This window comes from Variovorax sp. LjRoot290, from assembly GCF_964253985.1.
Classification (GTDB): Bacteria; Pseudomonadota; Gammaproteobacteria; order Burkholderiales; family Burkholderiaceae_C; genus Variovorax.
In genome coordinates, this window is record NZ_CAXURW020000001.1 from 899,631 (window position 1) to 923,590 (window position 23,960).

The following is a 23,960-nucleotide window of genomic DNA, read 5'->3' on the forward strand; positions in this document are numbered from 1 at the left end:
GGCGGGTTCGCGCTCAGGCGGCTGCGAGGGCCGATGCGATCTCGGCGAAGGCCGGGCGCGCGGCGGGCTCGGGCTGCACGCAGCGTGCCTGAAGACCAGTCAGCAGTGCGAGCGCGGCATGGTCCTCGCCGTCGGCCGGCCGGGAGCGCGCCAGCAGCTCCGCCAGCAGATGGCCGAAGGCGCACACCTCGATGCGCTGCAGCGCCTGGGCCTGCGCGCCGTCGTCCAACGGCAGGAAGGAGGCGGCGCCGAAGTCGCCCAGGAGACAGTCGCCCTGGCCGTCCCACAGGATGTTGTGGGCGTAGAGATCGCCGTGCAGGATGCCGTGCGCATGCAGCTGTGCCGCGGCCGAGGCGATGCCGCGCGCCATGCGCAGCGCGGTCGGCACCGGCCAGCCGGCGGCATCGGCATAGACGTCGCGCGTGCAGGAAGCCAGGCTGGGCGGGCCGGCCAGGTTGGCGAAGCGCGGATCCACCAGCGCCAGCACGAGGCCGGGCGTGGCCTCGGGGTGGTTGCCGACCTGGCCCCGCACTGCTATCAGGTTGGGGTGCGCGCCGGCGGCGATGCAGGCCGCCATCTCGCTGTGAGGCCAGCCGTCGCTGGTGACGGCACCCTTGAACAGCTTGACTGCCACCGGTTGGATGCCACCGTCAGCCCCGGTCCAGTCCGCCTGATGAATCAGGCCGGAAGCGCCTTCACCGAGCTTGTGTTGCAGCGAGAGAGAGTTCCAGTCGATGGCCGGAATGGCCTCTGCGGCCAGCGCCGCCGCTTCGGCTCGATCGTCGAAGGGATTGCCCGCGAAAGCCAGCCACGAAAGCCGCGGCAGCGAGAGCAGCCATTCGGGCAGGGCATCGAGGCGGTTGGCCGAGATGCGCAGCAGCTCGAGCCCTTGGCAGGCGGCCATCTCGGCCGGCAGCGACTGCAGGCGGTTGCCGGCAAGCATCAGCTTCTGCAGCCGCGTGCAGCGGCCGATGGTGGGCGGCAGGGCCTCGATCTCGTTGTCCGTCAGGATCAGCCAGCGCAGCGACGCCGGCAGCGAGGCGGCCGGCACGCTGCGGATGCGATTGGCCTTGAAGCCCACCATATCGAGTTGCGCGCATTGCCCCACCGATTCGGGCAGACGCGTGAAGCGGTTGTTCGAGCAGAAGAGCACCCGCAGCCGGTGCAGCCGGCCCAGGTCGTCCGGCAGGGCGCTGAGCGCATTGCCCGAGAGATCGAGCACCTCCAGCGTGTCCGCCAGTTCGAAGATCTCGCGCGGGAACTCGGTGAGTCCGCACGCGAGGTCCAGCCGCCGGACACCGGCCAGCCGGCCCTCACGCAGCTGGGCCAGCGTGTTGTTCATGCGAACACGCCGAAGCGGTAGACGCCGTCCTCGCCCTTGCGGCGCTGCAGCAGCCCTTCGAACCACAAGAGGTGCAGGTGGGCCACCGTCTCGCCCATCGCAAAAGTCATCTGGTGCAGATCGAGCTGGCGCTTGAACAGGATCGGCAGGCCCTCGGCCGCGCTGTGCGGCTTCTGCGTGCAGGCCTCCAGCAGCTCGGCCAGGCGGTCGCGATGGTGCTCCTGCAACTGCTCGACGCGCCGGTGGATGCCGGTGAAGGGCTTGCCGTGCGAGGGCAGGCCCAGCGTGCCCGCAGGCAGAGTCTTGAAGCGCTCGATGCTGTCGAGGAAGAGGCGCAGCGGATTGGCCTCGGGCTCGCCCGCATGCACGCTCACGTTGGTCGAGATGCGCGGCAGCATCATGTCGCCGCCGAGCAGCGCGCCAAGCTCCTCGCAATAGAGCGCGATGTGCTCGGGCGCGTGGCCGTAGCCGCTGATGCAGCGCCAGGCGCGCCCGCCGATCGAGACCGTGGCGCCGTCGAGCAGGCGCACGAAGCTGGCCGGCACCGCGGGCACCATGTTCGCGTAGTAGTTGCTGCGCGCGCGAATCTTGGCCACCGATTCGGGGTCGACCAGGCCGTGCGAGGCGAAGAAGTCCGCCGCCGCGTCGCCGCCGGCCAGCGTGTCGCCGGCGCTGGTGAGCACGCGCGCCACGTGGTAGTCGGTGGCGCTGATCCACAGCGGTGCGTTCCAGCGCTCGCACAGCCAGTCGGCCAGGCCGATGTGGTCGGGGTGCATGTGGGTCACGAGCACGCGCAGGATCGGCAGGCCTTCGAGCTGGGTGGTGAAGATTTGCTCCCACTGCGCCCGCGAGGCATCGTGGGCGATGCAGCAGTCCACCACCGTCCAGCCCTCGACGCCGTCGAGCGTGTCGCGCAAGAGCCAGAGGTTGATGTGGTCGAGCGCGAAGGGCAGCGCCATGCGGATCCAGCGCACGCCGGGCGCGACCTCGAAAGTCTCGCCCGGTGCAGGCAGCGTGTCGCCGAAGGGGTATTGGAGTTCGCGTTCGAGGAGGTTCATGTACGATTGACGTTAACGTAAACGTCAGGGGGAAGAGCCATCATTGTAGGCAGTGCAGCCCGAATGTGCTGTCACCGCCGCAACCCCGCACCCGCATCATGCCTTCGCAGACTTTCACCATCGGCGAACTCGCCAGGGAATTCGACCTCACCACGCGGGCGATCCGCTTCTATGAGGACATGGGGCTGCTCGCCCCGGAGCGCGCCGGGCAGCAGCGCGTCTACACCGCGCGCGACCGTGCACGGCTGACGCTCACCCTGCGCGCCAAGCGGCTCGGCCTGAAGCTGACCGAGGCCAAGGAGATCCTCGACATGTACGACAGCCCGCGCGACACGGCCGCGCAGCTGCAGCGCTTTCTCGGCGTGCTCGGCAACCACCGCGCCCAGCTCGAGGCCCAGTTGGCCGAGCTGGAGACCAACCTCGCCGAGGTCCGCGCACAGGAAAAGCAGGCGCGCGCCGCGCTCGCGCGTGCCGTCAAACCCAAGGCCCGCTGAGGGCCCGATATTCACCCCAGTCACCGACAATGGACAACACCATGCCCGACAACCTCGATGACCTGTTCTCCCACAACCGCAGCTGGGCTGCGCGGATGGAGCGCGATCGCCCCGGCTTCTTCACCAGCCTGGTGAAGCAGCAGACCCCCAAGTACATGTGGATCGGCTGCTCCGACAGCCGCGTGCCCGCCAACCAGATCACCGGCCTCGAGCCGGGCGAAGTGTTCGTGCACCGCAACGTGGCCAATATCGTGGTGCACTCCGACCTCAACGCGCTGTCGGCGATCCAGTTCGCGGTCGAGCGCCTCAAGGTCCGGCACATCATGGTGGTCGGCCACTATGGCTGTTCGGGCGTGCAGGCCGCGCTCGAAGGCGCGCGCATCGGCATCGCCGACAACTGGATCCGCCACATCCAGGACGTGCGCGACCGGCACCGGGTTATGCTCGAAAGCCTGCCGGAAACCGTGCGCGCCGATGCGCTGTGCGAACTCAACGTGGCGGAGCAGGTGGTCAATGTGGCGGTCAGCACCGTCATGGTCGACGCCTGGAGCCGCAACCAGACGGTCACCATCCACGGCTGGGCCTTCGGCGTGCACGACGGGCTGCTCGAGGACTTGGGCATGACCGTCGACGGCTCCAAGCCGCTGGACAACCTGTACCGCGCAGCGGTGCAGCGCATTCGCTACAAGTGGAGCAAGCCGGGCGAAGCCGCCCAACCCGTTCCGGACGTGCTCAAGGAAACCGACTGAGACCATGTTCCCCCAGCGCCTCGACTCGCCGCTGGCCTACGACATCGCAAAGGCGATGCGCGACGGCTTCAACCGCCACTACCAGCTGTTCCGCGCCGAGTCGGCGCGCGCCAAGCACCGCTTCGAAACCGCCGACTGGCACGGCCAGCAGCGGGCGCAGCGCGAGCGCATCGAGTTCTACGATCTGCGGGTGAGCGAGGCGGTGGCGCGGCTCGAGAAGGAGTTCAAGGCCGGCGACCAGCCGATGGACGTCTGGCACCAGGTCAAGCTGCACTTCATCGGCCTCCTGGTCGACCACCACCAGCCCGAGCTGGCCGAGAGCTTCTTCAACTCGGTAACCACCAAGATCCTGCACCGCGCCTACTTCCAGAACGACTTCATCTTCGTGCGGCCGGCCATCAGCACCGAGTACATCGAGCCGCGCGATGCGCCCACCTACCGCGCCTACTACCCCGAGCGCGAGACGCTGGCCGACACCATCGAGCGCATGCTCGAGGACTACGCGCTGCAGGGCGGCTACGCCAACCTGAGGCGCGACGCCGAGCGCGTGGCGGCCGCCATCCTCGGGCGCTTCCACCAGGTCAAGCTGCGCGCCAACTTCCAGCTGCAGGTGCTGTCGGGCCTGTTCTACCGCAACAAGGGCGCCTACGTGGTCGGCAAGATCATCAACGGTTTCATCGAACTGCCCTTCGCGCTGCCGATCCTGCACGACAGCGCGGACAAGTTCTACATCGACGCGGCGCTCTTCGGCGAGGAAGACCTGCAGATGCTCTTCAGTTTCGCGCGCGCCTACTTCATGGTCGACATGGAAGTGCCCTCGGCCTATGTGCAGTTCCTGCGCTCGCTGATGCCGCGCAAGCCGCGCGCCGAGATCTACAACGCACTCGGGCTGGCCAAGCAGGGCAAGACGCTCTTCTATCGCGATTTCCTCTACCACCTCAACTACTCGAGCGACAGGTTCCGCATCGCGCCCGGCATCAAGGGCATGGTGATGCTGGTGTTCGACCTGCCGTCCTTCCCCTACGTGTTCAAGGTCATCAAGGACTTCTACCCGCCGCAGAAGGACACCACGCGCGAGCAGATCAAGGGTAAGTACATGCTGGTCAAGCAGCACGACCGCGTGGGCCGCATGGCCGACACGCTGGAGTACAGCGACGTCGGCTTCCCGCTCGACCGCTTCGAGCCCGAGCTGATCGAGGAGATCCAGAAGTTCGCGCCCAGCCAGCTCGAGATCGGCGACCGCGACGGCAACGGGGAGATGGAGGTGGTGCTCAAGCACGTCTACATCGAGCGCCGCATGATCCCGCTCAACATCTACCTGCACGAAGCCCTCGACCAGATGGAGCATCCCGAGCATGCCAAGCGCGCGGGCAAGCAACTGGAGCATGCGGTCATCGAGTACGGCAATGCCATCAAGGACATGGTTGCGGCCAACATCTTTCCGGGCGACATGCTGTGGAAGAACTTCGGCGTCACGCGCGGCGGCAAGGTCGTGTTCTACGACTACGACGAGATCGAATACCTCACCGACTGCAACTTCCGCCGCGTGCCGACGCCGATCCACGAGGAAGACGAGATGAGCGGCGAGGTCTGGTACTCGGTCGGCCCGAAGGACGTGTTCCCCGAGACCTTCGGCCCCTTCCTGCTCGGCAACGAGGCGGTGCGCGAGGCCTTCATGGCCCACCATGCCGACCTGCTCGACGCCGCCTTCTGGCAAAGCCACAAGGAGCGCATCCAGGCCGGCCAGATGCTGGACGTTTTTCCCTACGACGAGGCGCAGCGGTTCATTCACGATGGCCATGCGCCTTACTTTTAGCTCGCCCCCAGGCTGCGCGCACTTCGTGTCGCTCCGCCAACCCCCTACCGGAGGCAACACCTGCGGGCCGGCAAAGCCGGTTCCGCGGTGTTTCGCGAATGGGGCCAGGGTGGGCGCGAGAGTAGATTTTTGCTAGTGCACATTTTTCTAAAGGAGCAACTTCCATGACCGAATCCATCGTCATCGTCGGCGCCGCCCGCACCCCCATGGGCGGCTTCCAGGGCGACTTTTCTTCGCTCGCCGCGCACGACCTGGGCGGCGTCGCCATCAAGGCGGCCGTCGAGCGCGCGGGCATCGCGTCCGAGGCGGTCGGCGAGGTGCTGTTCGGCAATTGCCTGATGGCCGGCCAGGGCCAGGCGCCAGCGCGCCAGGCGGCCTACAAGGGCGGCCTGCCCGACAGCGCAGGGGCCGTCACGCTCAGCAAGATGTGCGGCTCGGCCATGAAGGCCGCGATGCTCGCGCACGACCTGCTGCTCGCGGGCACGCACGAAGTCATGGTCGCGGGCGGCATGGAGAGCATGACCAACGCGCCCTACCTCATGCTCAAGGGCCGTGGCGGCTACCGCATGGGCCACGACCGCATCTTCGACCACATGATGCTCGATGGCCTCGAAGACGCCTACCAGCCCGGCCGCTCGATGGGCACCTTCGGCGAGGACTGCGCGGCCAAGTACAAGTTCACGCGCGAGCAGCAGGACGCCTTCGCGATCGCCAGCGTGGAGCGCGCCAAGGCCGCCACCACCTCGGGCGCCTTCAAGGCCGAGATAGCGCCGGTCACGGTCAAGGGTCGCGGCGGCGACACCGTGATCGAGATCGACGAAGGCCCCGGCAAGGTCAAGCTCGACAAGATCCCGCAGCTCAAGCCGGCCTTCAAGAAAGAGGGCGGCACCATCACCGCGGCCTCGAGCTCGTCGATCAACGACGGCGCCGCCGCGCTGGTGATGATGACCGAGAGCACCGCCAAGAAGCTCGGCGCCAGGCCGATCGCGCGCCTCGTCGGCCATGCCACCCACGCTCAGCAGCCCGAATGGTTCTCGACCGCGCCGGTGGGTGCCGTGTCCAAGCTGTTCAAGAAGACCGGCTGGGGCGTGAAGGACGTCGACCTGTGGGAAGTCAACGAAGCCTTCGCCGTGGTGCCGATGGCGCTGATGCACGAGCTCGACGTCTCGCACCACATCGTCAACGTGCACGGCGGCGCCTGCGCGCTGGGCCACCCGATCGGCGCCAGCGGCGCACGCATCATGGTCACGCTGATCCATGCGCTGCAGCAGAAAGGCAAGAAGCGCGGCGTGGCGACGCTGTGCATCGGCGGCGGCGAGGGCACGGCGGTCGCGCTCGAATTGGTCTGAGGCAAGAGCAGGCACGATAACTGCAGTTCAGACCGCAACGAAGGCGGCGGCCGTTGGAAAAAAGGCGCCGTCCATTCGATGCGCGACCTTTCCACGCTGGAGTTCTCTTTTCATGCCGTCTCCGATTTCGAAGGCTCAGTTCGACAAGCTTCGCGCACTGGTCGACCAAGGGCGCATCCATACGGCCTATGACTACCTCGCCGACCGCGGCTACTACTACGCGTGCTGGGCCGCCGGCGATGTCGACGACAGCCTGCCGCCCGAGGCACGGGGCCGCACGGTGCCCGGCCTGGGCCTGGAGGCCCGCCAGAAGCTGACGGACCACGAGCTCGCGCGCTTCCGAACCAGTATGGCAAAGGGCTATCTGGGCGCCTTGCGGGCCCAGTTCGAAAACGGGCCCTCCATCACGCGCGACGTCAGCGCGGAAGAGACCGCCGAGTTTCATGGTGAGGTCTTTCGAACTCACTTTCTCGGCATCAAGGACTGGACCCTCTGCGTTCCCTTCGAGCTGCAGGAAAAAGCCGGCGGCCTCGAAGCAGTCGAGCGCTACTGGGACGGCGTGCTGCGAACCGCCGCCAAGCTGAGTGCGCGAGCCATTGCGCGCTCGGCCGCGCTGATCGCCGCCTAGCGACAGGCACGGTGCGCGGTTGACATTTTTTTGCCATATCGCCGCGCGCTGTGACATTTCTTGTTCGGCGCGGGGGCGAGCCGTGTCGCATTGAGCGGTACCTAGAATGATGGGCTTGCCCACTCCTAGGAAACCCTGTTCATGCTTCCGGCCATTCCCCGCCACGCGCTCGCCGCACTGTTCGCCTCCGCTTTCCTTGCCCCCGCCGCCTGGAGCCAGACGCGTGACGAGGCGCTTTTCAGCGCCGCCACCGCCGAGCAGCCGGCCGTCGTGAAGACGCTGGAGCGGCTGGTCAACATCGAGACCGGCACCGGCGACGCCGAGGGCATGGCCGCCGCGGGCAAGTACTTCGAGGATGAGCTCAAGGCGCTGGGCTTCACTGTCACGCGCAGCAAGTCGACCGGCATCGTGGTCGGCGACAACATCGTCGGCAAGCTGAAGGGCAAGGGCGGCAAGAACATCCTCCTGATGTCGCACATGGACACGGTCTACCTGAAGGGCATCCTGGCCAAGGCGCCCTTCCGCGTCGAAGGCAACAAGGCCTACGGCCCCGGCATCGCCGACGACAAGGGCGGCAACGCGGTCGTGCTGCACACGCTGAAGCTGCTCAAGGAGCGCGGCTTCCAGGATTTCGGCACGCTCACCGTGCTGTTCAACACCGACGAAGAGAAGGGCTCCTTCGGTTCGCGCGACCTGATCCAGGAAGAGGCCAGGGCCAGCGACTACGTGCTCTCCTTCGAGCCCACCGGCGCCGAAGCCGAGAAGCTTTCGCTCGGCACCTCGGGCATCGCCTACGTGCAGGTCAACATCAAGGGCAAGGCCTCGCATGCGGGCGCGGCGCCCGAGCTCGGCGTCAATGCGCTGATCGAGGCCTCCGACCTGGTGCTGCGCACCATGGACATCGACAACAAGGCGCAGAACCTGCGCTTCAACTGGACCATCGCGAAGGCCGGTGCGGTGTCGAACATCATTCCCGACAGCGCCAGCCTCAACGCCGACGTGCGCTACGCGCGCAACGAAGACCTGGAAGCCGCGATGAAGACGCTGGAAGAGCGCGCGCAGAAGAAAAAGCTGCCGAACTCCGAGATCAAGGTGCTGGCCACGCGCGGCCGTCCGGCCTTCAATGCCGGCGAAGGCGGCAAGAAGCTGGTCGACAAGGCGGTGGCCTACTACAAGGAAGCGGGCGGCACGCTCGGCGTGGAGGAGCGCACCGGCGGCGGCACCGACGCGGCCTACGCGGCGCTCTCGGGCAAGCCGGTGATCGAAAGCCTGGGCCTGCCGGGCTTCGGCTACCACAGCGATTCCGCCGAGTACGTGATGATCGACGCCATCCCGCGCCGCCTCTACATGGCCAGCAAGCTGATCATGGACCTCGGCGCATCGAAGTAGACAGGCAAGCAGGAGGGTCACCATGCTGCTCAACGCCGACCAGGAAGCGATACGCGACGCGGTGCGCGATTTTGCGCAAGCCGAACTCTGGCCTCATGCCTCGCGCTGGGACCGCGAGCACAGCTTTCCCAAGGAAGCGCACGCAGGCCTGGCGGCGCTCGGCGCCTACGGCATCTGCGTGCCCGAGGAAGACGGCGGCGCCGGCCTCGACTACCTGACGCTCGCGCTGGTGCTGGAGGAAATCGCGGCCGGCGACGGCGGCACCAGCACCGCGATCAGCGTCACCAACTGCCCGGTCAACGCGATCCTCATGCGCTACGGCAATGCGCAGCAAAAGAAGAAGTGGCTGCAACCGCTGGCCCAAGGGCAGATGCTCGGCGCCTTCTGCCTGACCGAGCCGCAGGCCGGCAGCGATGCCTCGTCGCTGCGCAGCACGGCGCGCAAGGACGCGGACGGCTGGGTGATCGACGGCGTCAAGCAGTTCATCACCAGCGGCAAGAACGGCCAGGTCGCGATCGTGATCGCCGTCACCGACAAGGGCGCGGGCAAGCGCGGCATGAGCGCCTTCATCGTGCCCACCGACGCGTCGGGCTACACGGTCGCGCGGCTCGAGGACAAGCTGGGCCAGCATTCGAGCGACACCGCCCAGATCAACTTCGACGCCTGCCGCATCCCGGCGGAGAACCTGATCGGCCAGGAGGGCGAGGGCTACAAGATCGCGCTCGGCGCGCTCGAGGGCGGCCGCATCGGCATCGCCGCGCAGAGCGTGGGCATGGCGCGCAGCGCCTTCGAGGTGGCGCTGGCCTACGCCAAGGAGCGCCAGGCCTTCGGCGGCTCGATCTTCGAGCAGCAGGCCGTCGGCTTCCGGCTCGCGGAATGCGCGACCCAGCTCGAAGCCGCGCGCCAGCTGATCTGGCATGCGGCGAGCCTGCGCGACGCGGGCCGGCCCTGCCTCAAGGAGGCGGCGATGGCCAAGCTCTTCGCGAGCGAGATGGCAGAGAAGGTGTGTAGCGCGGCGATCCAGACGCTCGGAGGCTACGGCTACGTCAACGACTTCCCGCTGGAACGCATCTACCGCGACGTGCGCGTGTGCCAGATCTACGAAGGCACCTCCGACATCCAGAAACTCCTGATCCAGCGCGCCCTGGCTTGAAGATGGCAGCTTCGCACTGTCGAAAGCTGTATGGCGCCTGCGGCCAGGTTCCCTGCCGATTGGCGGATTCACGCGCGCGCTGCGAACGACCAGACTGGTGCCAGTGGAAACGATGAGGAGCGCATCATGGCAACGGATCTCATGACTCTCGGCGTGCTTGGAATGGTCATGCTGGGCGGCTGGCTGATCGATCATGTGGGCCAGCAGGCCAAGGCGCGCCTCGCGCGCGCTCGGAAGCCGGTGCAACGCAGGCCCTAGCTCTGCTGTCATCGATCTGGATGACAGACAGGCGCCGCCCAGCGGCGCAACATGGCGGCCTCTCTCCTCGGAGCTCTCGCCATGTCTCATTCGAATTCCGCCCTGGCCCTTCGCGCAGCGGCCCTCTCGTTCATCGCGGGGCTCGGCCTGCAGTCCCACGCGCAATCCGCGCCCCCGGACATCGCCACGCTGACCGCCAGCGAGGCCGCGCAGCGCCTCTGCGCCGGTTCGCTGACCAGCGAGCAGCTGGTCTCGGCCTACCTCGCGCAGGCCAGGGCCAAGCCGCAGCTCAATGCCTTCATCACGCTCGACGAGGCCGGCGCCCTCAAGGCCGCGCGCGCGGCCGACACCGCGCGCAAGCGCGGCGGCCCGTGCAAGCCGCTGGCCGGCGTGCCGGTGGTCATCAAGGACAACATCCAGGTCCAGGGTCTGCCCGCCACCGCCGGTACACCGGCGTTGAAGGGTTTCGTGCCGTCGACGGATGCGCCCGTGGTCGCCAAGCTGCGCGCGGCGGGTGCGATCGTGCTGGGCAAGACCCACATGCATGAGCTGGCCTTCGGCGTGACGGGCTACAACCCCGCGTTCCAGAGCGGGCCCGAGGTCGGCGTGCGCAATGCCTATGACGCGACCCGCATCGCGGGCGGCTCCTCCTCGGGCAACGGCGCGGCGCTCGGTGCGCGCATGGCGCCGGCTGCGCTCGGCACCGACACCGGCGGCTCGGTGCGCATTCCCTGCGCCTTCAACGGATGCGCGGCGCTGCGTCCGACCGTGGGCCGTTATTCGCAGCAGGGCATCGCGCCGGTCTCGCACACGCGCGACACCGCCGGGCCGATGGCGCTGTCGGTGGCCGACCTGGCGCTGCTCGACGCAGCCATCGCCGGCGGCGCACCGTTGGTGCCGGCCGAGCTGAAGCGCGTGCGGCTCGGCGTGGTGCCGGCCTTCTTCGCGAACCTCGATGCCGACACCAAGGCCGCCACCGATGCGGCGCTGGCCAAGCTGCGCGCGGCAGGCGTCACGCTGGTGGACGTCGAGATGCCGAAGCTGATGGAGCTCAATGGCGCGGCCGGCTTCCCGATCGCGTTCTACGAGGCGCACGACGACATGGTGGCCTACCTCGCGAAGTACCGCACCGGCGTCGACATCCGGCAGCTGGCCGCGGCCGCTGCCAGCCCCGATGTCAAGGGTGCCTTCGAAGGCCTCGTGATCCCGCGCAAGCTGCCGGCCCCCAACGGCGTGGTCGATGCCAAGCCTGCCTACGACAACGCTATCGCCAAGGCCCGGCCGGCGCTGCAGAAGCTCTACCGCGACACCTTCAAGGCGAACAGGCTCGATGCGCTCGTGTTTCCGACGGTGACGCGCGTCGCGCTCGCCGCCACGCAGGAGGCCAGCAGCCCGAAGAACTTCGGCGCGCTGATCCAGAACACCGACCCCGCCGGCAACGCCGGCATCCCCGGCCTGCAACTGCCCTCGGGCCTGGGCGCCACGAGCGGCCTGCCGATCGGGCTGGAATTCGATGGCCCGGCGGGAAGCGACCGCAAGCTGCTGGCGCTGGGGCTGGCGGTCGAAGGGGTGCTGGGCCGACTGCCGGCACCCACGAAGTAGTCAGCGATCGCTGCCGGGCGCGGTCCAGCCGGCCAGCGCCGAACGGCGCTCGATGCCGAGCTTGCCGAAGATGCGCCGCAGGTAGGTGCGCACCGTCGGCACGCCGACTTCCATGCGCCGCGCGATGTCCTTGTCGGTCAGACCCTCGCGCACCGCCCGTGCGACCTGCTGCTCGCGCGGGCTCAGCTGCGGCCACGCAGCAGCAGGCTTTGCGTCGACGCGCTGCAGCGCGCCGGCGAAGGCCGGCTCGATCAGGTCCAGCAGCGCCTTCTCGTGCTCGCCGAAGTCGCCGCGTCCCCGGCAGCGCCAGATGCGCAGGTCGCCCAGCGCGCGCTCGCCATGGAAGGCGTGCAGGTTCATGCCCCAGTGCAGGCCGTCGCGCGAGAGGAAATCGTTGAAGAAGGGTGTGCGCATCAGCTCGCGCTGCGGCATCACTTCGGTCACGCGGGTGGCACGGCGGCGCGATTGCAGGACGAAGGTGATCGGATCATGGTGCTGGTGCCATTCGGCATAGCGGTCGAGATTGGCCGGGTCCATGTTGAGCGCCACCCGGCGGCCGAAGCTGCCGCTCTCGGCATCCCACACGAAGGAGGCGAACTGGTCGGCATGCAGCAGGTCGAGCAGTGCCCAGCCGATGCGCTCGCGGATCTCGCGTTCGCCCTGGCTTTCTGCGAGCAGCGCGAAGATGCCGCGCAGCGCGTGCTGTTCCGAAGCTCTCAGGTACATGGCCGCCTCCTCCTTGTGCCGAGCTTAGTGCGCGAGCAAGTGCCGCGCCATCCGTGGCGATTCAGGGTTTGCGAGAGGGTTTGCACAATGCGCGAGAATCTGTCCTTCCCTCATGTCCACTTCCTCTCCCAACTCCGCGCGCGTTCCCTGCCCCTGCGGACGCCGCGACCGCCGGGAGCTGCCGCTGCCCTATGCCCAGTGCTGCGGGCGCTACCTCGACGATTTCGAGCGCACGCCGGCGACGGACGCCGAATCGCTCATGCGTTCGCGCTACACGGCTTTCGTGCTCGAGCGGGCCGACTATTTGCTCGCTACCTGGCACGTGTCGACGCGCCCTGCGACGCTCGGCTTCGAGCCCGGCGTCAAATGGCTGGGCCTCGAGGTGCGCTCGCGTTCGGTGCTGGACGCCGACCATGCCGAGGTCGAGTTCGTCGCCCGCCAGCGCAGCAGCGCGGGCGTGGCGACCCGGCTGCATGAACGCAGCCGCTTCGTGCGCGAGGACGACGGCGCAGTCAGCCGCTGGTACTACCTCGACGGCGATCTGCGCTGAAGCCGCGGGGCAACTGAAAAATCTGTTGCCGCCCCGCGCGGCCTGCATTGCGCGCTAGCAATTCGATAGCGCGCGGCGCGCCATTGTGTCCAGAACAGAGACAGTCCGATTCCGTTTGGCCTATTTATCCGCGGCCGTTGTGCCCGCACACTCTCTTCCAGACTTCAACACAACCTGGACCAGAGGGCGACATGACCCGCAGCACGAGGATTCCGACCGCATACCGGCAGTGGCTTTGGGCCATGCTGGCGGCACCGGTCCTGGGCGCTGCGCTCTGGATGGCCTGCGCCCCGGCGGCACACGCCGGCGACGCCGCCGACATCACGCCTTTCTCGAGCGCGCGCGGTGCCGAAGCCCCTGCGCCGTGGCGCTTCACCACGCTGCCCAACAAGACGCCGACCCGCTTCGAGGTCGTGCAGCAGGATGGCCGCCGTGTCCTGAAGGTCGAGGCCGACCAGTCCTACGGCAACCTCGTGCATGCCACCCAGGTGCCGCTCGACGCCTCCACCACGCTGGCCTGGCGCTGGCGCGTCGACGACTTCGTGAAGGACGCCGACCTGCGCAAGCGCAGCGGCGACGACGGCGCGGCCAAGCTCTGCGTGTTCTTCGACTTCCCCACCGACCGGCTGTCCTTCGGCGAGCGCACGCGCCTGGCGCTGGCACGGCGCACCACGGGCGAGCAGGTGCCCAGCGAAGCGCTGTGCTACGTATGGGACAACAAGGAAGCCAAGGGCAGCACGCTCGTGAACGCCTTCACCCAGCGCATGCGCATGGTGGTGCTCGAGTCGGGGCCGGCCGCCACGCCGGGCACGTGGGCGAGCGAGCGCCGCAACCTGTTGGCCGACTACCGGCGCGTCTTCGGCGACGAGGCCGGCGACACCATGCCCGACGTGGTCGCGGTCGCGATCTCGGCCGACGCGGACAACACGCAGGGCCACGGGCTGGCCTATTTTTCCGACATCGATCTGCGCAGCATCGCGCCCACGCGCAGCGCCGGAGGCTTTGCGGCGGGGCGTCCCGTGCCCGGGGAATAGCGGATGGACGATCTCGTCACGCTCCTCTCGGCCCAGGGTGCCGCCGTGGTGTTCCTCGCCACGCTGGCGACCCGCCTCGGCGCGCCGGTGCCGGCCGCGCCCTTTCTCGTTATCGCCGGCGGATTGTCGGTCGGCGGGCAGGTGTCATTCGCCGCCGTGCTGGCGGCCGCCCTGGTCGGCAACATCCTCGGCGACGGCGCCTGGTTCCTGGCCGGGCGCCGCTGGGGCTACCGCGTGATGCGCCTCCTGTGCCGCATCTCGCTGTCGGCCGACTCCTGCGTACGGCGCAGCGAGGCCATCCTCGGCCGCTGGGGCGGGCTGTCGCTGATCGCGGCCAAGTTCGTGCCCGGCGTGTCGGTGGTCGCGCCGCCGATGGCGGGCGCCCTGGGCATGTCGAACACGCGCTTCCTGTCCTACGAGACCGTGGCCGCGCTGATCTGGACGCTGGGCTTCCTCCTGCTGGGCCGCATCTTCCACGCGGCGATCCAGGACGTGCTGGCGGTGCTGTCCAGCGTCGGCCTCACGGCTGCGGCTGTCGGCACGCTGGTGCTCGTCGCTTTCGTCGCCTGGCGCTATCGCCGGCGCCGCATCGCGCTCGCTGCCGACGACATCGAGCATATCGAGGCCGGCGCGCTGCGCGAAGCCTTCGCGGCCGGTGCCCGCCCGACGCTGATCGACGTGCGCTCCGCCGAGGGACGCGCGCTGGATCCGCGCGCGATTCCGGGCGCCATCGGCATCGCGCTGCGCGAGCTCCCCGTCGAGCTGGCTGCCTTTGCCGACGGGCGCGAACTCATCGTGTTCTGCGACTGCCCCAACGACGAGTCCGCCATCGCTGCCGCGCGCGTGCTGATGAAGGCCGGTTTGCCGCGCGTGCGCGTGCTCGCCGGCGGGCTCTCGGCCTGGAGCGCCGCCGCCGCGATCGAGGTCGATGAAGAGGCACTGCCGGCCGGCGCGCCGGACATCGCCGCACATCCCGCTTGATCCCTGCCGCGAACGAGGCCTAGAATCGGTCCCGCTCCGGGGTGCACGCAGATGTGTGCTGAGATGGCCAAGCGCCGAACCCGCGAACTTGATCTGGTTCATACCAGCGTAAGAAGAGCTGCAACTCCCCGGCCCCGGACATTCTTTTTTCCGCCGTGCCGATCCTGGAGCGATCGCGGAGCACCCGTCCAACGAACCGGAGTGCCCCCGCATGAATGCCCCTGACAAGTTCGCCTCGCTGCTCACGCTGACGCGCGAGCCCTTTCCTGCCTCGACCAAGAGCGCCATCGCCGGCAGCCGGCCCGACCTGCGCGTGCCTGTGCGCGACGTGCGGCTCACCAACGGCGAGCAGGTCTCGCTCTACGACACCTCGGGCCCGTACTCGGACCCTTCGGCCGAGATCGACGTGCGCCAGGGCCTGCCCGGCGTGCGCGGCGCCTGGATCGCCGAGCGCGGCGACACCGAAAGCTATCAAGGCCGCACCCACCAGATGCTCGACGACGGCGCCACCCATGCCGACCGCGATGCGCAGCGCCTGGCCGAGCTGCGCGCTGCCGCCTCGGGGCTGCAGCGCACGCCGCTGCGTGCCAAGTCCGGCATGAACGTGAGCCAGATGCACTATGCGCGCCGCGGCATCGTCACGCCCGAGATGGAATACGTGGCGCTGCGCGAGAACGGCAAGCGCGAATGGATGGCCGAGTACCTGGCCGACGCGGCGCGCGAGAAGCGCCTGGCCGGCAACCCGATGGGCGCGCGGATCCCGAAGATCATCACGCCCGAGTTCGTGCGCGACGAGGTGGCGCGCGGCCGCGCCATCATCCCGGCCAACATCAACCACCCGGAAGTCGAGCCGATGGCGATCGGGCGCAACTTCCTGGTCAAGATCAACGCCAACATCGGCAACTCAGCCGTCACTTCCAGCATCGAGGAAGAGGTGGAAAAACTGGTGTGGGCGATCCGCTGGGGCGCCGACAACGTGATGGACCTGTCCACCGGCCGCAACATCCACACCACGCGCGACTGGATCGTGCGCAACAGCCCGGTGCCCATCGGCACGGTGCCGATCTACCAGGCGCTCGAGAAGGTCGGCGGCGTGGCGGAAGACCTCACGTGGGAGATCTACCGCGACACGCTGATCGAGCAGGCCGAGCAGGGCGTGGACTACTTCACCATCCATGCCGGGCTGCGCCTGCCCTTCATTCATCTCACGGCCGATCGCCGCACCGGCATCGTCTCGCGCGGCGGCTCGATCATGGCCAAGTGGTGCATCGCGCACCACCAGGAGAGCTTCCTCTACACGCGCTTCGAGGAGATATGCGAGATCATGAAGGCCTACGACGTGAGCTTCTCGCTCGGCGACGGCCTGCGTCCCGGCTGCGCCGCGGACGCCAACGACGAGGCCCAGTTCGCCGAGCTGCGCACGCTGGGCGAGCTCACGCAGATCGCGTGGAAGCACGACGTGCAGACCATGATCGAGGGCCCCGGCCACGTGCCCATGCACATGATCCAGGCCAACATGGACGAGCAGCTGAAGCACTGCCACGAGGCGCCTTTCTACACGCTGGGCCCGCTGACCATCGACATCGCGCCGGGCTACGACCACATCGCGAGCGCGATCGGCGCCGCCATGATCGGCTGGGCCGGCACCGCGATGCTGTGCTACGTCACGCCCAAGGAGCACCTGGGCCTGCCGGACCGCGACGACGTGAAGCAGGGCATCATCGCGTACAAGATCGCGGCCCACGCAGCCGACGTGGCCAAGGGCCATCCGGGCGCGCGGGCGCGCGACGACGCGCTCAGCAAGGCGCGCTTCGAGTTCCGCTGGCAGGACCAGTTCAACCTCGGCCTGGACCCCGACACCGCGCGCGAATTCCACGACGAGACCTTGCCCAAGGACTCGAGCAAGGTGGCGCATTTCTGCTCGATGTGCGGCCCGAAGTTCTGCTCGATGAAGATCACGCAGGAGGTGCGCGAGTACGCGGCGCAGCGCGGCATCGACGAGGCGAAGGCCCTGGACGAGGGCATGGCGGGCAAGTCGGCCGAGTTCAAGGCCGGCGGGGGCGAGATCTACATCCCGATCCAGGCGCGTTGAGCCGGGAAGGCAGAGGGTGGTTGATACCATCGCCCCATGCCTTCCATCCCCTTCGACGCCGTCCTCTTCGACTGCGACGGCGTCCTCGTCGACTCCGAACCCATCACCAACCGCGTGCTCGCCGAGATGCTCGGCGAGCTCGGCTGGCAGCTCACGGTGGAAGAGTCGATGCGCCTTTTCACCGGCAAGGCGGTGAAGGACGAGGCCGCGCTGATCGAGGCCAACACCGGCTTCGCCATCACGCCCGAATGGCTGCACGGCTTTCGCGGCCGCCGCAACGAGGCGCTCGAACGCGAGTTGGTCGCGATCCCCAACGCGGCCGGCGCGGTGCGCGCGCTGCACGCGGCGTTCGACGGGCGCATCGCCTGCGCTTCGGGCGCCGACCGCCACAAGGTGGAGTTGCAGCTCGACAAGATCGGCATCCTCGACTGCTTCGCCGGCCGGATCTTCAGCGGCCACGAGATGCCGCGCTCCAAGCCCGCGCCCGACGTGTACCTGGCCGCTGCCGCGGCGCTGGGCGTCGATCCGGCGCGCTGCGCGGTGGTCGAGGACACGGTGACCGGCGCGACGGCCGGCGTCGCCGCGGGCGCCACCGTGTTCGGCTACAGCCCTTCCGATCTCGGCCACAGCGGGCCGGAGGCGCTGCTGGCCGTTGGCGTGACGCAGGTGTTCAGCGACATGGCGCAGCTGCCGGCGCTGCTGGCCGCCCGCGAGCGCTGAGCGGAAAAGAAAAACTTCAGTTCGCGCGCTGCGTGGCGGCCTTGGCCATCGCGGCAAGGGCCTGCGTCATGGCCTGGGCGCGTGCCGACCAGAAACGGGCGATCAGCTTGTCGGCGTTCTCGACCACCGCGGGATGGATGCGCGAGCGGCCCGAGGTGGCGGCGAATTCGACCAGGGCCGCGTATTCGGAGGTGTCGGTGTCGGGAGTGTGCATGCCTCGATCCTAGGGCGGGAGGGCTCGCGCCTTGAGCGCAGGTGCGAGCGCAGCGATGAACTTTGTCACGGATCATCCTCGCGAGGCAAGCCTCCGACCGGCCTCCGATGCGCCGCCGCGACGAAATGCGCCGGGTGTTACACCTGCCCAGGTCCGGAACGCACGGGAAAAGCTTTTTTCGTTGCGAAATCCCACCGCCAGCGCAATCTGCTTGATCGGCCGCTCGGTGCGGCGCAGCTGCTCGGCCGCCTGCTCGTGCCGCACTTCGTCCTTCAGCGCCTGCAGCGACACGCCTTCTTCCTGCAGCTGGCGATGCAGCGTACGGGCCGACAGGTTCAGGATCGCAGCCAGCGCCTCGGCCGTGGCCGCCTCCCTGCCGCGCGTGCGCAACAGCTCGCGCACGCGCTGGCCCAGCAGCCGGTCGCGGCGGTACTGCAGCACGGTGAGCGGCAGCGCGCGCCGCAGCATGGTGCGCAGCGCCTGCTCGTCGCGCTGCAGCGGCAGGGCCAGGTAGCGCTCGTCGAAGCTGTAGCTGGCCGCCTCGGCGCCGAAGCGCAGCTCGCCGCCGAACATCAGCGGATAGGCATCGCGGTGCGGCGGCGCCTCGAAGGGAAAGCTGGCCTCGCGCAGCGAGACCCGCGAATCGATGACCCAGGAGGCATAGCCGTGCAGAAAGCGCAGGTTCGACACCAGGCAGAACTCGCGCAGCTCGCCGAGCGCGGCGTGCTCCCGGATCGACACCGTCGCCACGCCGCCGGCCACCTTCAGTTCGAGCGCGATGTCCTCGGTCAGGAGCCGGTGGTGCCGGCACCAACGCTTGATGGCAACCCCGAGGTTGGGTGAGTTCAGCGAGGCGCGGCACAGCATGCCGTAGGTGCCCCAGGGCAGGCGGCGGCCGAACCAGCCGAGCGCCTCGTCGTCGAGCTCTTGCATCGCGAAACCCGACAGAACCTCGAACTGTGCGGCCGTCACGCGGGCCTGGGCATTCTTCAGATCGCGCGGCGCAATCTGTGCCACTTCCAGGGCCCGGGACGGGTCCATGCCGTAGCGCTCGTAGCCCAGCACGATCGCTCGCACGAAGGCCATTGGCGTGGCGGCGCGGACGGCCGGTTTGAAGAGGGAAGACGACATGGAAGAATGCGATCTTGATGACGCAATATGCAACCATTGTGGCGCCAATTGCAACGGCAGGGGGCGTAAGCTGCGGCTTCCCGCGCGGGATTTCCGGCGCCAACGACACCGCTTGTGAGGAGACAACCCCATGCATGACCCCGGCCTGAACTTCGACCTGGGCGAGACCATCGATTCGCTGCGCGATGCGATCCAGAACTTCGCCGCCAACGAGATCGCGCCGCGCGCGGCCGACATCGATCGCGAAAACCTGTTCCCCCACGACCTCTGGAAGAAGCTCGGCGAGCTCGGCCTGCACGGCATGACGGTGAAGGAGGAATACGGCGGCACCGAGCTCGGCTACCTTGCCCACATCGTGGCGATGGAAGAGGTGTCGCGGGCCTCGGCCTCGGTCGGTCTCTCCTACGGCGCGCACTCCAACCTGTGCGTGAACCAGATCCACCGCAACGGCAGCGAAGCGCAGAAGAAGAAATACCTGCCGAAGCTGGTGAGCGGCGAGCACGTGGGTGCGCTCGCGATGAGCGAGCCCAACGCCGGCTCCGACGTGGTCAGCATGAAGCTGCGCGCCGAGAAGAAGGGCGACCGCTACGTGCTCAACGGCGGCAAGATGTGGATCACCAATGGCGGCGACGCCGACGCGCTGGTGATCTACGCCAAGACGGAGCCCGAGATGGGCGCGCGCGGCATGACCGCCTTCATCGTCGAGAAGGGTTTCAAGGGCTTCTCGGCCGGCACCAAGCTCGACAAGCTCGGCATGCGCGGCTCCAACACCTACCCGCTCTACTTCGACAACTGCGAAGTGCCCGAAGAAAACGTGCTGGGCGGCGAGGGCGCCGGTGCCAAGGTGCTGATGAGCGGCCTCGACTACGAGCGCGCGGTGCTCTCCGGCGGCCCGCTCGGCATCATGGCCGCCTGCATGGACGCGGTGCTGCCTTTCGTGCACGAGCGCAAGCAGTTCGGCCAGAGCATCGGCGAGTTCCAGCTCATGCAGGGCAAACTGGCCGACATGTACTCGACCTGGCAGGCCACGCGGGCCTACGTGTATGCGGTGGGCAAGGCCTGCGACCGCAACGACCATGCGCGCACCTTCCGCAAGGACGCCGCGGGCGCGATCCTCTACTCGGCCGAAAAGGCCACCTGGATGGCCGGCGAGGCGATCCAGGCGCTGGGCGGCGTGGGCTACACCAACGAGTTCCCGGTGGGGCGGCTGTGGCGCGATGCCAAGCTCTACGAGATCGGCGCCGGCACCAGCGAAATCCGCCGCATGCTGATCGGCCGCGAACTGTTTGCCGAAACCGCTTGAAGGAGTTCTTCATGACCGTCACGCGCAGCCTGGCGAAGGGCGCCACCGACGTGCCGCTGATCGAGCAGACCATCGGCGATTTCTTCGACGACATGGCGGCGCGGCAGGGCAAGCGCGACGCGCTGGTCAGCGTGCACGAGAACAAGCGCCTGAGCTACCTCGAACTGCAGCGTGAGTCGAATCGCCTGGCCAGCGCGCTGCTCGGCCTGGGGCTCGCGCCCGGCGACCGCGTCGGCATCTGGTCGCACAACAACGCGCCCTGGGTGCTGATGCAGATCGCCACCGCCAAGGTCGGCATCATCCTGGTCAACATCAATCCGGCCTACCGCACCGCCGAGCTCGAGTACGCGCTCAACAAGGTGGCGTGCAGTGCGCTGGTCACGATGCCGCAGTTCAAGACCAGCGACTACCTCGGCATGCTGCGGGAACTGGGCCCGCAGCGCCTCCCGCTGCTGAAGCACATCGCGTGGATCGACAAGGAAGGCGCCGGCGACGAGGTGCCGGCTGCGCAACGCTTCTCCGCGCTGCTGGCGAGCGGCAACCCCGACGATCCGCGCATCGCGCAGATCGGCCGGACGCTCAAGGCCAGCGATCCGGTCAACATCCAGTTCACCAGCGGCACCACCGGCTTCCCCAAGGGCGCGACGCTGACCCACCGCAACATCCTCAACAACGGCTTCTTCATCGGCGAATGCATGAAGCTCACGCCGGAAGACCGGCTGTGCATCCCGGTGCCGCTCTACCACTGCTTCGGCATGGTGCTCGGCAACCTCGCCTGTCTGACGCACGGCTCGACCATCGTCTATCCGAACGACGGCTTCGACCCGCTCACCGTGATGCAGACGGTGCAGGCCGAGCGCTGCACCGGCCTGCACGGCGTGCCCACGATGTTCATCGCCGAACTCGACCATCCGCGCTTCAAGGAGTTCGACCTCAGCACGCTGCGCACCGGCATCATGGCCGGCTCGCCGTGCCCGACCGAGGTGATGAAGCGCGTGGTCGACCAGATGCATCTGCGCGAGATCACCATTGCCTACGGCATGACCGAGACCAGCCCGGTGAGCTGCCAGAGTTCGACCGACACACCGCTCGAGAAGCGCGTCTCGACCGTGGGCACGGTGCAGCCGCACATCGAGATCAAGATCATCGACCCGGAAACGGGCGAGATCGTCAAGCCCGGCGTCTCGGGCGAGTTCTGCACGCGCGGCTATTCCGTCATGCACGGCTACTGGGAAGACGAGGAGAAGACGCACGAAGCCATCGATGCCGAAGGCTGGATGCACACGGGCGACCTCGCCACCATGGATGCCGAGGGCTACGTCAACATCGTCGGCCGCATCAAGGACCTGGTGATCCGCGGCGGCGAGAACATCTACCCGCGCGAGATCGAGGAATTCCTCTACCGCCATCCGAAGGTGCAGGACGTGCAGGTGGTCGGCCTGCCCGACAAGAAGTACGGCGAAGAGCTCTGTGCCTGGATCATTCCCAAGCCGGGCCAGGCGCTGACGGCTGATGAAGTGCGCGACTTCTGCAAGGGCCAGATCGCGCACTACAAGGTGCCGAAGTACATCCAGTTCGTCACCGAGTTCCCGATGACGGTGACGGGCAAGATTCAGAAATTCAAGATCCGCGAAGCGATGAAACACCAGCTCGGCCTGGACGAAGAAAAAACCGCATGAGCAAACTCGAAACGAAATTGAACTCGCGCTCGGCCGATTTCCAGGCCAACGCCACCGCGATGCGCGCACTGGTCGACGACCTGCACGCGCAGTTCGCCAAGGTCCAGGCCGGCGGCGGCGAGGCCGCGCGCAGCAAGCACACGGCGCGCGGCAAGCTGCTGCCGCGCGATCGCGTCGCGCAGCTGCTCGACCCCGGCACGCCCTTTCTCGAAGTCGCGCCGCTCGCGGCCCATGCGATGTACCACGGCGCGGCGCCCGGCGCGGGGCTGATCGCCGGCATCGGCCGCGTGAGCAGCGTCGACTGCATGATCGTGTGCAACGACGCGACGGTGAAGGGCGGCACCTACTATCCCGTCACCGTCAAGAAGCACCTGCGCGCGCAGGAGATCGCCGAGCAGAACCGCCTGCCCTGCATCTACCTGGTCGATTCGGGCGGCGCCAACCTGCCGAACCAGGACGAGGTGTTCCCCGACCGCGATCACTTCGGCCGCATCTTCTACAACCAGGCCAACATGAGCGCGCAAGGCATCGCGCAGATCGCGGTGGTCATGGGCTCGTGCACGGCCGGCGGCGCCTACGTGCCGGCGATGAGCGATGAGTCGATCATCGTCAAGAACCAGGGCACCATCTTCCTGGGCGGCCCGCCGCTCGTGAAGGCGGCCACCGGCGAGGTGGTCACGGCCGAAGACCTGGGCGGCGGCGACGTGCACACGCGGCTGTCGGGCGTGGCCGACCATCTGGCGCAGAACGACCTGCATGCGCTGGCACTGGCTCGCTCGGCGGTGGCGAACTTGAATCGCTCCGTTCGCACTGAGCCTGTCGAAGTGCCGGTGCAGGCTTCGACCCTTCGTCAAGCTCAGGACAGGCCAGGCTCAGCCCGAACGGGTGGGGACTCAGCTCGAACGGGTTCAAGAGAACCCGCCTTCCCCCCCGACGAGCTCTACGGTGTGATCCCAACCGACACCCGCAAGCCCTTCGACGTGCGCGAGATCATCGCGCGCATCGTCGACGGCAGCGAGTTCCACGAGTTCAAGTCGCGCTTCGGCGCAACGCTGGTCTGCGGCTTCGCCGAGATCGAGGGCATGCCGGTGGGCATCGTCGCCAACAACGGCATCCTGTTCTCCGAATCGGCGCAGAAGGGCGCGCACTTCATCGAGCTGTGCTGCCAGCGCAAGATCCCGCTGGTGTTCCTGCAGAACATCACCGGCTTCATGGTCGGGCGCAAGTACGAGAACGAAGGCATCGCGCGCCACGGCGCCAAGATGGTGACGGCGGTGGCCACCGCCAACGTGCCCAAGTTCACCATCATCATCGGCGGCAGCTTCGGCGCCGGCAACTACGGCATGTGCGGCCGCGCCTACTCGCCGCGCTTCCTCTGGATGTGGCCCAACGCGCGCATCAGCGTGATGGGCGGCGAGCAGGCCGCGAGCGTGCTGGCCACCGTCAAGCGCGACGGCATCGAGGCCAAGGGCGGGCAGTGGAGCGCGGACGAGGAGGAGGCCTTCAAGTCGCCGATCCGCCAGCAGTACGAGGCGCAGGGCCATCCCTATTACGCGACGGCGCGGCTGTGGGACGACGGCATCATCGACCCTGCCGACACGCGCCGCGTGCTGGCGCTGGGCCTGGCGGCCGCGCGCAACGCGCCGATTCCCGAGCCGAAGTTCGGCATCTTCCGCATGTGAGGCAGAGGCC

Annotated in this window: 22 protein-coding genes and 1 riboswitch; of the genes, 17 read left to right on the forward strand and 5 right to left on the reverse strand. The window is 67.9% G+C overall.

What is annotated here, in order from left to right:
• Positions 1-13: 13 nt before the first annotated feature.
• Both ACSQ9A_RS04570 and ACSQ9A_RS04575 read right to left on the reverse strand, forming a co-directional pair.
• Positions 14-1,342, reverse strand: a complete 1,329-nt coding sequence (locus ACSQ9A_RS04570) for a leucine-rich repeat-containing protein kinase family protein (protein ID WP_436302837.1) — start codon at positions 1,340-1,342, stop codon at positions 14-16.
• Complete coding sequence (locus tag ACSQ9A_RS04575; RefSeq protein ID WP_436302838.1) at positions 1,339-2,400, reverse strand: MBL fold metallo-hydrolase; 1,062 nt, start codon at positions 2,398-2,400, stop codon at positions 1,339-1,341. The genes ACSQ9A_RS04570 and ACSQ9A_RS04575 overlap by 4 nt, the downstream gene beginning before the upstream one ends.
• A 98-nt stretch (positions 2,401-2,498) precedes the next feature.
• Here ACSQ9A_RS04575 and ACSQ9A_RS04580 point away from each other — a divergent pair, with 98 nt between their 5' ends.
• The 9 genes from ACSQ9A_RS04580 to iaaH all read left to right on the forward strand — a co-directional run bounded on the left by ACSQ9A_RS04580 (position 2,499) and on the right by iaaH (position 11,838).
• Entirely contained in the window at positions 2,499-2,894 is a 396-nt protein-coding gene (locus ACSQ9A_RS04580) for a MerR family transcriptional regulator (RefSeq protein ID WP_093109477.1), read from the forward strand.
• 41 nt (positions 2,895-2,935) lie between these two features.
• Complete coding sequence (gene can / locus ACSQ9A_RS04585) at positions 2,936-3,643, forward strand: carbonate dehydratase (RefSeq protein ID WP_093109601.1); 708 nt, start codon at positions 2,936-2,938, stop codon at positions 3,641-3,643.
• A gap of 4 nt (positions 3,644-3,647) precedes the next feature.
• Positions 3,648-5,459, forward strand: a complete 1,812-nt coding sequence (gene aceK, locus ACSQ9A_RS04590; protein ID WP_436302839.1) for a bifunctional isocitrate dehydrogenase kinase/phosphatase — start codon at positions 3,648-3,650, stop codon at positions 5,457-5,459.
• 164 nt (positions 5,460-5,623) lie between these two features.
• On the forward strand, positions 5,624-6,808 hold the full coding sequence (locus tag ACSQ9A_RS04595; RefSeq protein WP_436302840.1) for an acetyl-CoA C-acyltransferase: 1,185 nt from the start codon (positions 5,624-5,626) through the stop codon (positions 6,806-6,808).
• Positions 6,809-6,920: 112 nt separating this feature from the next.
• Positions 6,921-7,436, forward strand: coding sequence for a hypothetical protein (locus tag ACSQ9A_RS04600; protein WP_436302841.1), 516 nt, complete (start codon positions 6,921-6,923; stop codon positions 7,434-7,436).
• Between the two features lie 141 nt (positions 7,437-7,577).
• Positions 7,578-8,825 (forward strand): glutamate carboxypeptidase, encoded by a 1,248-nt coding sequence (locus ACSQ9A_RS04605; RefSeq protein ID WP_436302842.1) that lies wholly within the window; start codon positions 7,578-7,580, stop codon positions 8,823-8,825.
• Between the two features lie 22 nt (positions 8,826-8,847).
• The gene (locus ACSQ9A_RS04610; RefSeq protein WP_093109482.1) at positions 8,848-9,978 is read left to right on the forward strand and encodes an acyl-CoA dehydrogenase family protein; all 1,131 of its coding nucleotides are present in this window, start codon (positions 8,848-8,850) and stop codon (positions 9,976-9,978) included.
• 126 nt (positions 9,979-10,104) lie between these two features.
• Positions 10,105-10,236 carry a hypothetical protein gene (locus tag ACSQ9A_RS04615; protein WP_280142657.1) on the forward strand — a complete coding sequence of 44 codons (132 nt, stop codon included), beginning with the start codon at positions 10,105-10,107 and terminating at the stop codon, positions 10,234-10,236.
• Positions 10,237-10,317: 81 nt separating this feature from the next.
• A complete protein-coding gene (gene iaaH, locus ACSQ9A_RS04620) occupies positions 10,318-11,838 on the forward strand; it encodes an indoleacetamide hydrolase (protein WP_436302843.1) in 1,521 nt (506 codons plus the stop codon).
• On the opposite strand, the gene ACSQ9A_RS04625 is transcribed toward iaaH, so the two are convergent.
• Positions 11,839-12,564, reverse strand: coding sequence for a response regulator transcription factor (locus tag ACSQ9A_RS04625; protein WP_436302844.1), 726 nt, complete (start codon positions 12,562-12,564; stop codon positions 11,839-11,841).
• A 112-nt stretch (positions 12,565-12,676) separates the two neighbouring features.
• Between ACSQ9A_RS04625 and ACSQ9A_RS04630 the strand changes: the two genes are divergently transcribed.
• The 5 genes from ACSQ9A_RS04630 (at position 12,677) to ACSQ9A_RS04650 (ending at position 17,941) form a co-directional block, all read left to right on the forward strand.
• On the forward strand, positions 12,677-13,114 hold the full coding sequence (locus tag ACSQ9A_RS04630; protein WP_436293802.1) for a YchJ family protein: 438 nt from the start codon (positions 12,677-12,679) through the stop codon (positions 13,112-13,114).
• A 191-nt stretch (positions 13,115-13,305) separates the two neighbouring features.
• Complete coding sequence (locus tag ACSQ9A_RS04635; RefSeq protein ID WP_436302845.1) at positions 13,306-14,148, forward strand: DUF3047 domain-containing protein; 843 nt, start codon at positions 13,306-13,308, stop codon at positions 14,146-14,148.
• 3 nt (positions 14,149-14,151) lie between these two features.
• Positions 14,152-15,129, forward strand: a complete 978-nt coding sequence (locus ACSQ9A_RS04640; RefSeq protein ID WP_436293801.1) for a rhodanese-like domain-containing protein — start codon at positions 14,152-14,154, stop codon at positions 15,127-15,129.
• A 27-nt stretch (positions 15,130-15,156) separates the two neighbouring features.
• Positions 15,157-15,261: riboswitch (TPP riboswitch) on the forward strand.
• 79 nt (positions 15,262-15,340) lie between these two features.
• Positions 15,341-17,221: a phosphomethylpyrimidine synthase ThiC gene (gene thiC, locus ACSQ9A_RS04645; protein ID WP_436302846.1), complete on the forward strand. Its 1,881-nt coding sequence runs from the start codon at positions 15,341-15,343 to the stop codon at positions 17,219-17,221.
• Positions 17,222-17,257: 36 nt separating this feature from the next.
• The gene (locus ACSQ9A_RS04650) at positions 17,258-17,941 is read left to right on the forward strand and encodes an HAD family hydrolase (RefSeq protein ID WP_093109490.1); all 684 of its coding nucleotides are present in this window, start codon (positions 17,258-17,260) and stop codon (positions 17,939-17,941) included.
• Between the two features lie 16 nt (positions 17,942-17,957).
• Here the strand turns inward: ACSQ9A_RS04650 and ACSQ9A_RS04655 are convergent, their stop codons facing one another.
• Positions 17,958-18,155 (reverse strand): hypothetical protein, encoded by a 198-nt coding sequence (locus tag ACSQ9A_RS04655; RefSeq protein ID WP_436302847.1) that lies wholly within the window; start codon positions 18,153-18,155, stop codon positions 17,958-17,960.
• Between the two features lie 72 nt (positions 18,156-18,227).
• Positions 18,228-19,286 carry an AraC family transcriptional regulator gene (locus ACSQ9A_RS04660; RefSeq protein ID WP_436302848.1) on the reverse strand — a complete coding sequence of 353 codons (1,059 nt, stop codon included), beginning with the start codon at positions 19,284-19,286 and terminating at the stop codon, positions 18,228-18,230.
• A gap of 130 nt (positions 19,287-19,416) precedes the next feature.
• Here ACSQ9A_RS04660 and ACSQ9A_RS04665 point away from each other — a divergent pair, with 130 nt between their 5' ends.
• From ACSQ9A_RS04665 to ACSQ9A_RS04675, 3 genes are read left to right on the forward strand one after another with little or no spacing between them, the layout of a single operon-like run.
• The gene (locus ACSQ9A_RS04665; protein WP_436302849.1) at positions 19,417-20,589 is read left to right on the forward strand and encodes an isovaleryl-CoA dehydrogenase; all 1,173 of its coding nucleotides are present in this window, start codon (positions 19,417-19,419) and stop codon (positions 20,587-20,589) included.
• Positions 20,590-20,600: 11 nt separating this feature from the next.
• Positions 20,601-22,268, forward strand: coding sequence for an AMP-binding protein (locus tag ACSQ9A_RS04670; protein ID WP_436302850.1), 1,668 nt, complete (start codon positions 20,601-20,603; stop codon positions 22,266-22,268).
• Positions 22,265-23,950, forward strand: a complete 1,686-nt coding sequence (locus ACSQ9A_RS04675; RefSeq protein ID WP_436302851.1) for a carboxyl transferase domain-containing protein — start codon at positions 22,265-22,267, stop codon at positions 23,948-23,950. Before ACSQ9A_RS04670 ends, ACSQ9A_RS04675 begins: the two co-directional genes overlap by 4 nt.
• The last annotated feature ends 10 nt before the right edge of the window (positions 23,951-23,960 follow it).

Coding starts and splice junctions, on each gene's coding strand:
- ACSQ9A_RS04665 (WP_436302849.1), top strand. CDS start 19,417: ATGCATGACCCCGGCCTGAACTTCGACCTGGGCGAGACCATCGATTCG.
- aceK (WP_436302839.1), top strand. CDS start 3,648: ATGTTCCCCCAGCGCCTCGACTCGCCGCTGGCCTACGACATCGCAAAG.
- ACSQ9A_RS04655 (WP_436302847.1), bottom strand. CDS start 18,155: ATGCACACTCCCGACACCGACACCTCCGAATACGCGGCCCTGGTCGAA.
- ACSQ9A_RS04615 (WP_280142657.1), top strand. CDS start 10,105: ATGGCAACGGATCTCATGACTCTCGGCGTGCTTGGAATGGTCATGCTG.
- ACSQ9A_RS04640 (WP_436293801.1), top strand. CDS start 14,152: ATGGACGATCTCGTCACGCTCCTCTCGGCCCAGGGTGCCGCCGTGGTG.
- can (WP_093109601.1), top strand. CDS start 2,936: ATGCCCGACAACCTCGATGACCTGTTCTCCCACAACCGCAGCTGGGCT.
- ACSQ9A_RS04605 (WP_436302842.1), top strand. CDS start 7,578: ATGCTTCCGGCCATTCCCCGCCACGCGCTCGCCGCACTGTTCGCCTCC.
- ACSQ9A_RS04575 (WP_436302838.1), bottom strand. CDS start 2,400: ATGAACCTCCTCGAACGCGAACTCCAATACCCCTTCGGCGACACGCTG.
- ACSQ9A_RS04570 (WP_436302837.1), bottom strand. CDS start 1,342: ATGAACAACACGCTGGCCCAGCTGCGTGAGGGCCGGCTGGCCGGTGTC.
- ACSQ9A_RS04635 (WP_436302845.1), top strand. CDS start 13,306: ATGACCCGCAGCACGAGGATTCCGACCGCATACCGGCAGTGGCTTTGG.
- ACSQ9A_RS04580 (WP_093109477.1), top strand. CDS start 2,499: ATGCCTTCGCAGACTTTCACCATCGGCGAACTCGCCAGGGAATTCGAC.
- ACSQ9A_RS04600 (WP_436302841.1), top strand. CDS start 6,921: ATGCCGTCTCCGATTTCGAAGGCTCAGTTCGACAAGCTTCGCGCACTG.
- ACSQ9A_RS04650 (WP_093109490.1), top strand. CDS start 17,258: ATGCCTTCCATCCCCTTCGACGCCGTCCTCTTCGACTGCGACGGCGTC.
- ACSQ9A_RS04675 (WP_436302851.1), top strand. CDS start 22,265: ATGAGCAAACTCGAAACGAAATTGAACTCGCGCTCGGCCGATTTCCAG.
- ACSQ9A_RS04625 (WP_436302844.1), bottom strand. CDS start 12,564: ATGTACCTGAGAGCTTCGGAACAGCACGCGCTGCGCGGCATCTTCGCG.
- ACSQ9A_RS04595 (WP_436302840.1), top strand. CDS start 5,624: ATGACCGAATCCATCGTCATCGTCGGCGCCGCCCGCACCCCCATGGGC.
- ACSQ9A_RS04630 (WP_436293802.1), top strand. CDS start 12,677: ATGTCCACTTCCTCTCCCAACTCCGCGCGCGTTCCCTGCCCCTGCGGA.
- ACSQ9A_RS04660 (WP_436302848.1), bottom strand. CDS start 19,286: ATGTCGTCTTCCCTCTTCAAACCGGCCGTCCGCGCCGCCACGCCAATG.
- ACSQ9A_RS04610 (WP_093109482.1), top strand. CDS start 8,848: ATGCTGCTCAACGCCGACCAGGAAGCGATACGCGACGCGGTGCGCGAT.
- ACSQ9A_RS04670 (WP_436302850.1), top strand. CDS start 20,601: ATGACCGTCACGCGCAGCCTGGCGAAGGGCGCCACCGACGTGCCGCTG.
- thiC (WP_436302846.1), top strand. CDS start 15,341: ATGAATGCCCCTGACAAGTTCGCCTCGCTGCTCACGCTGACGCGCGAG.
- iaaH (WP_436302843.1), top strand. CDS start 10,318: ATGTCTCATTCGAATTCCGCCCTGGCCCTTCGCGCAGCGGCCCTCTCG.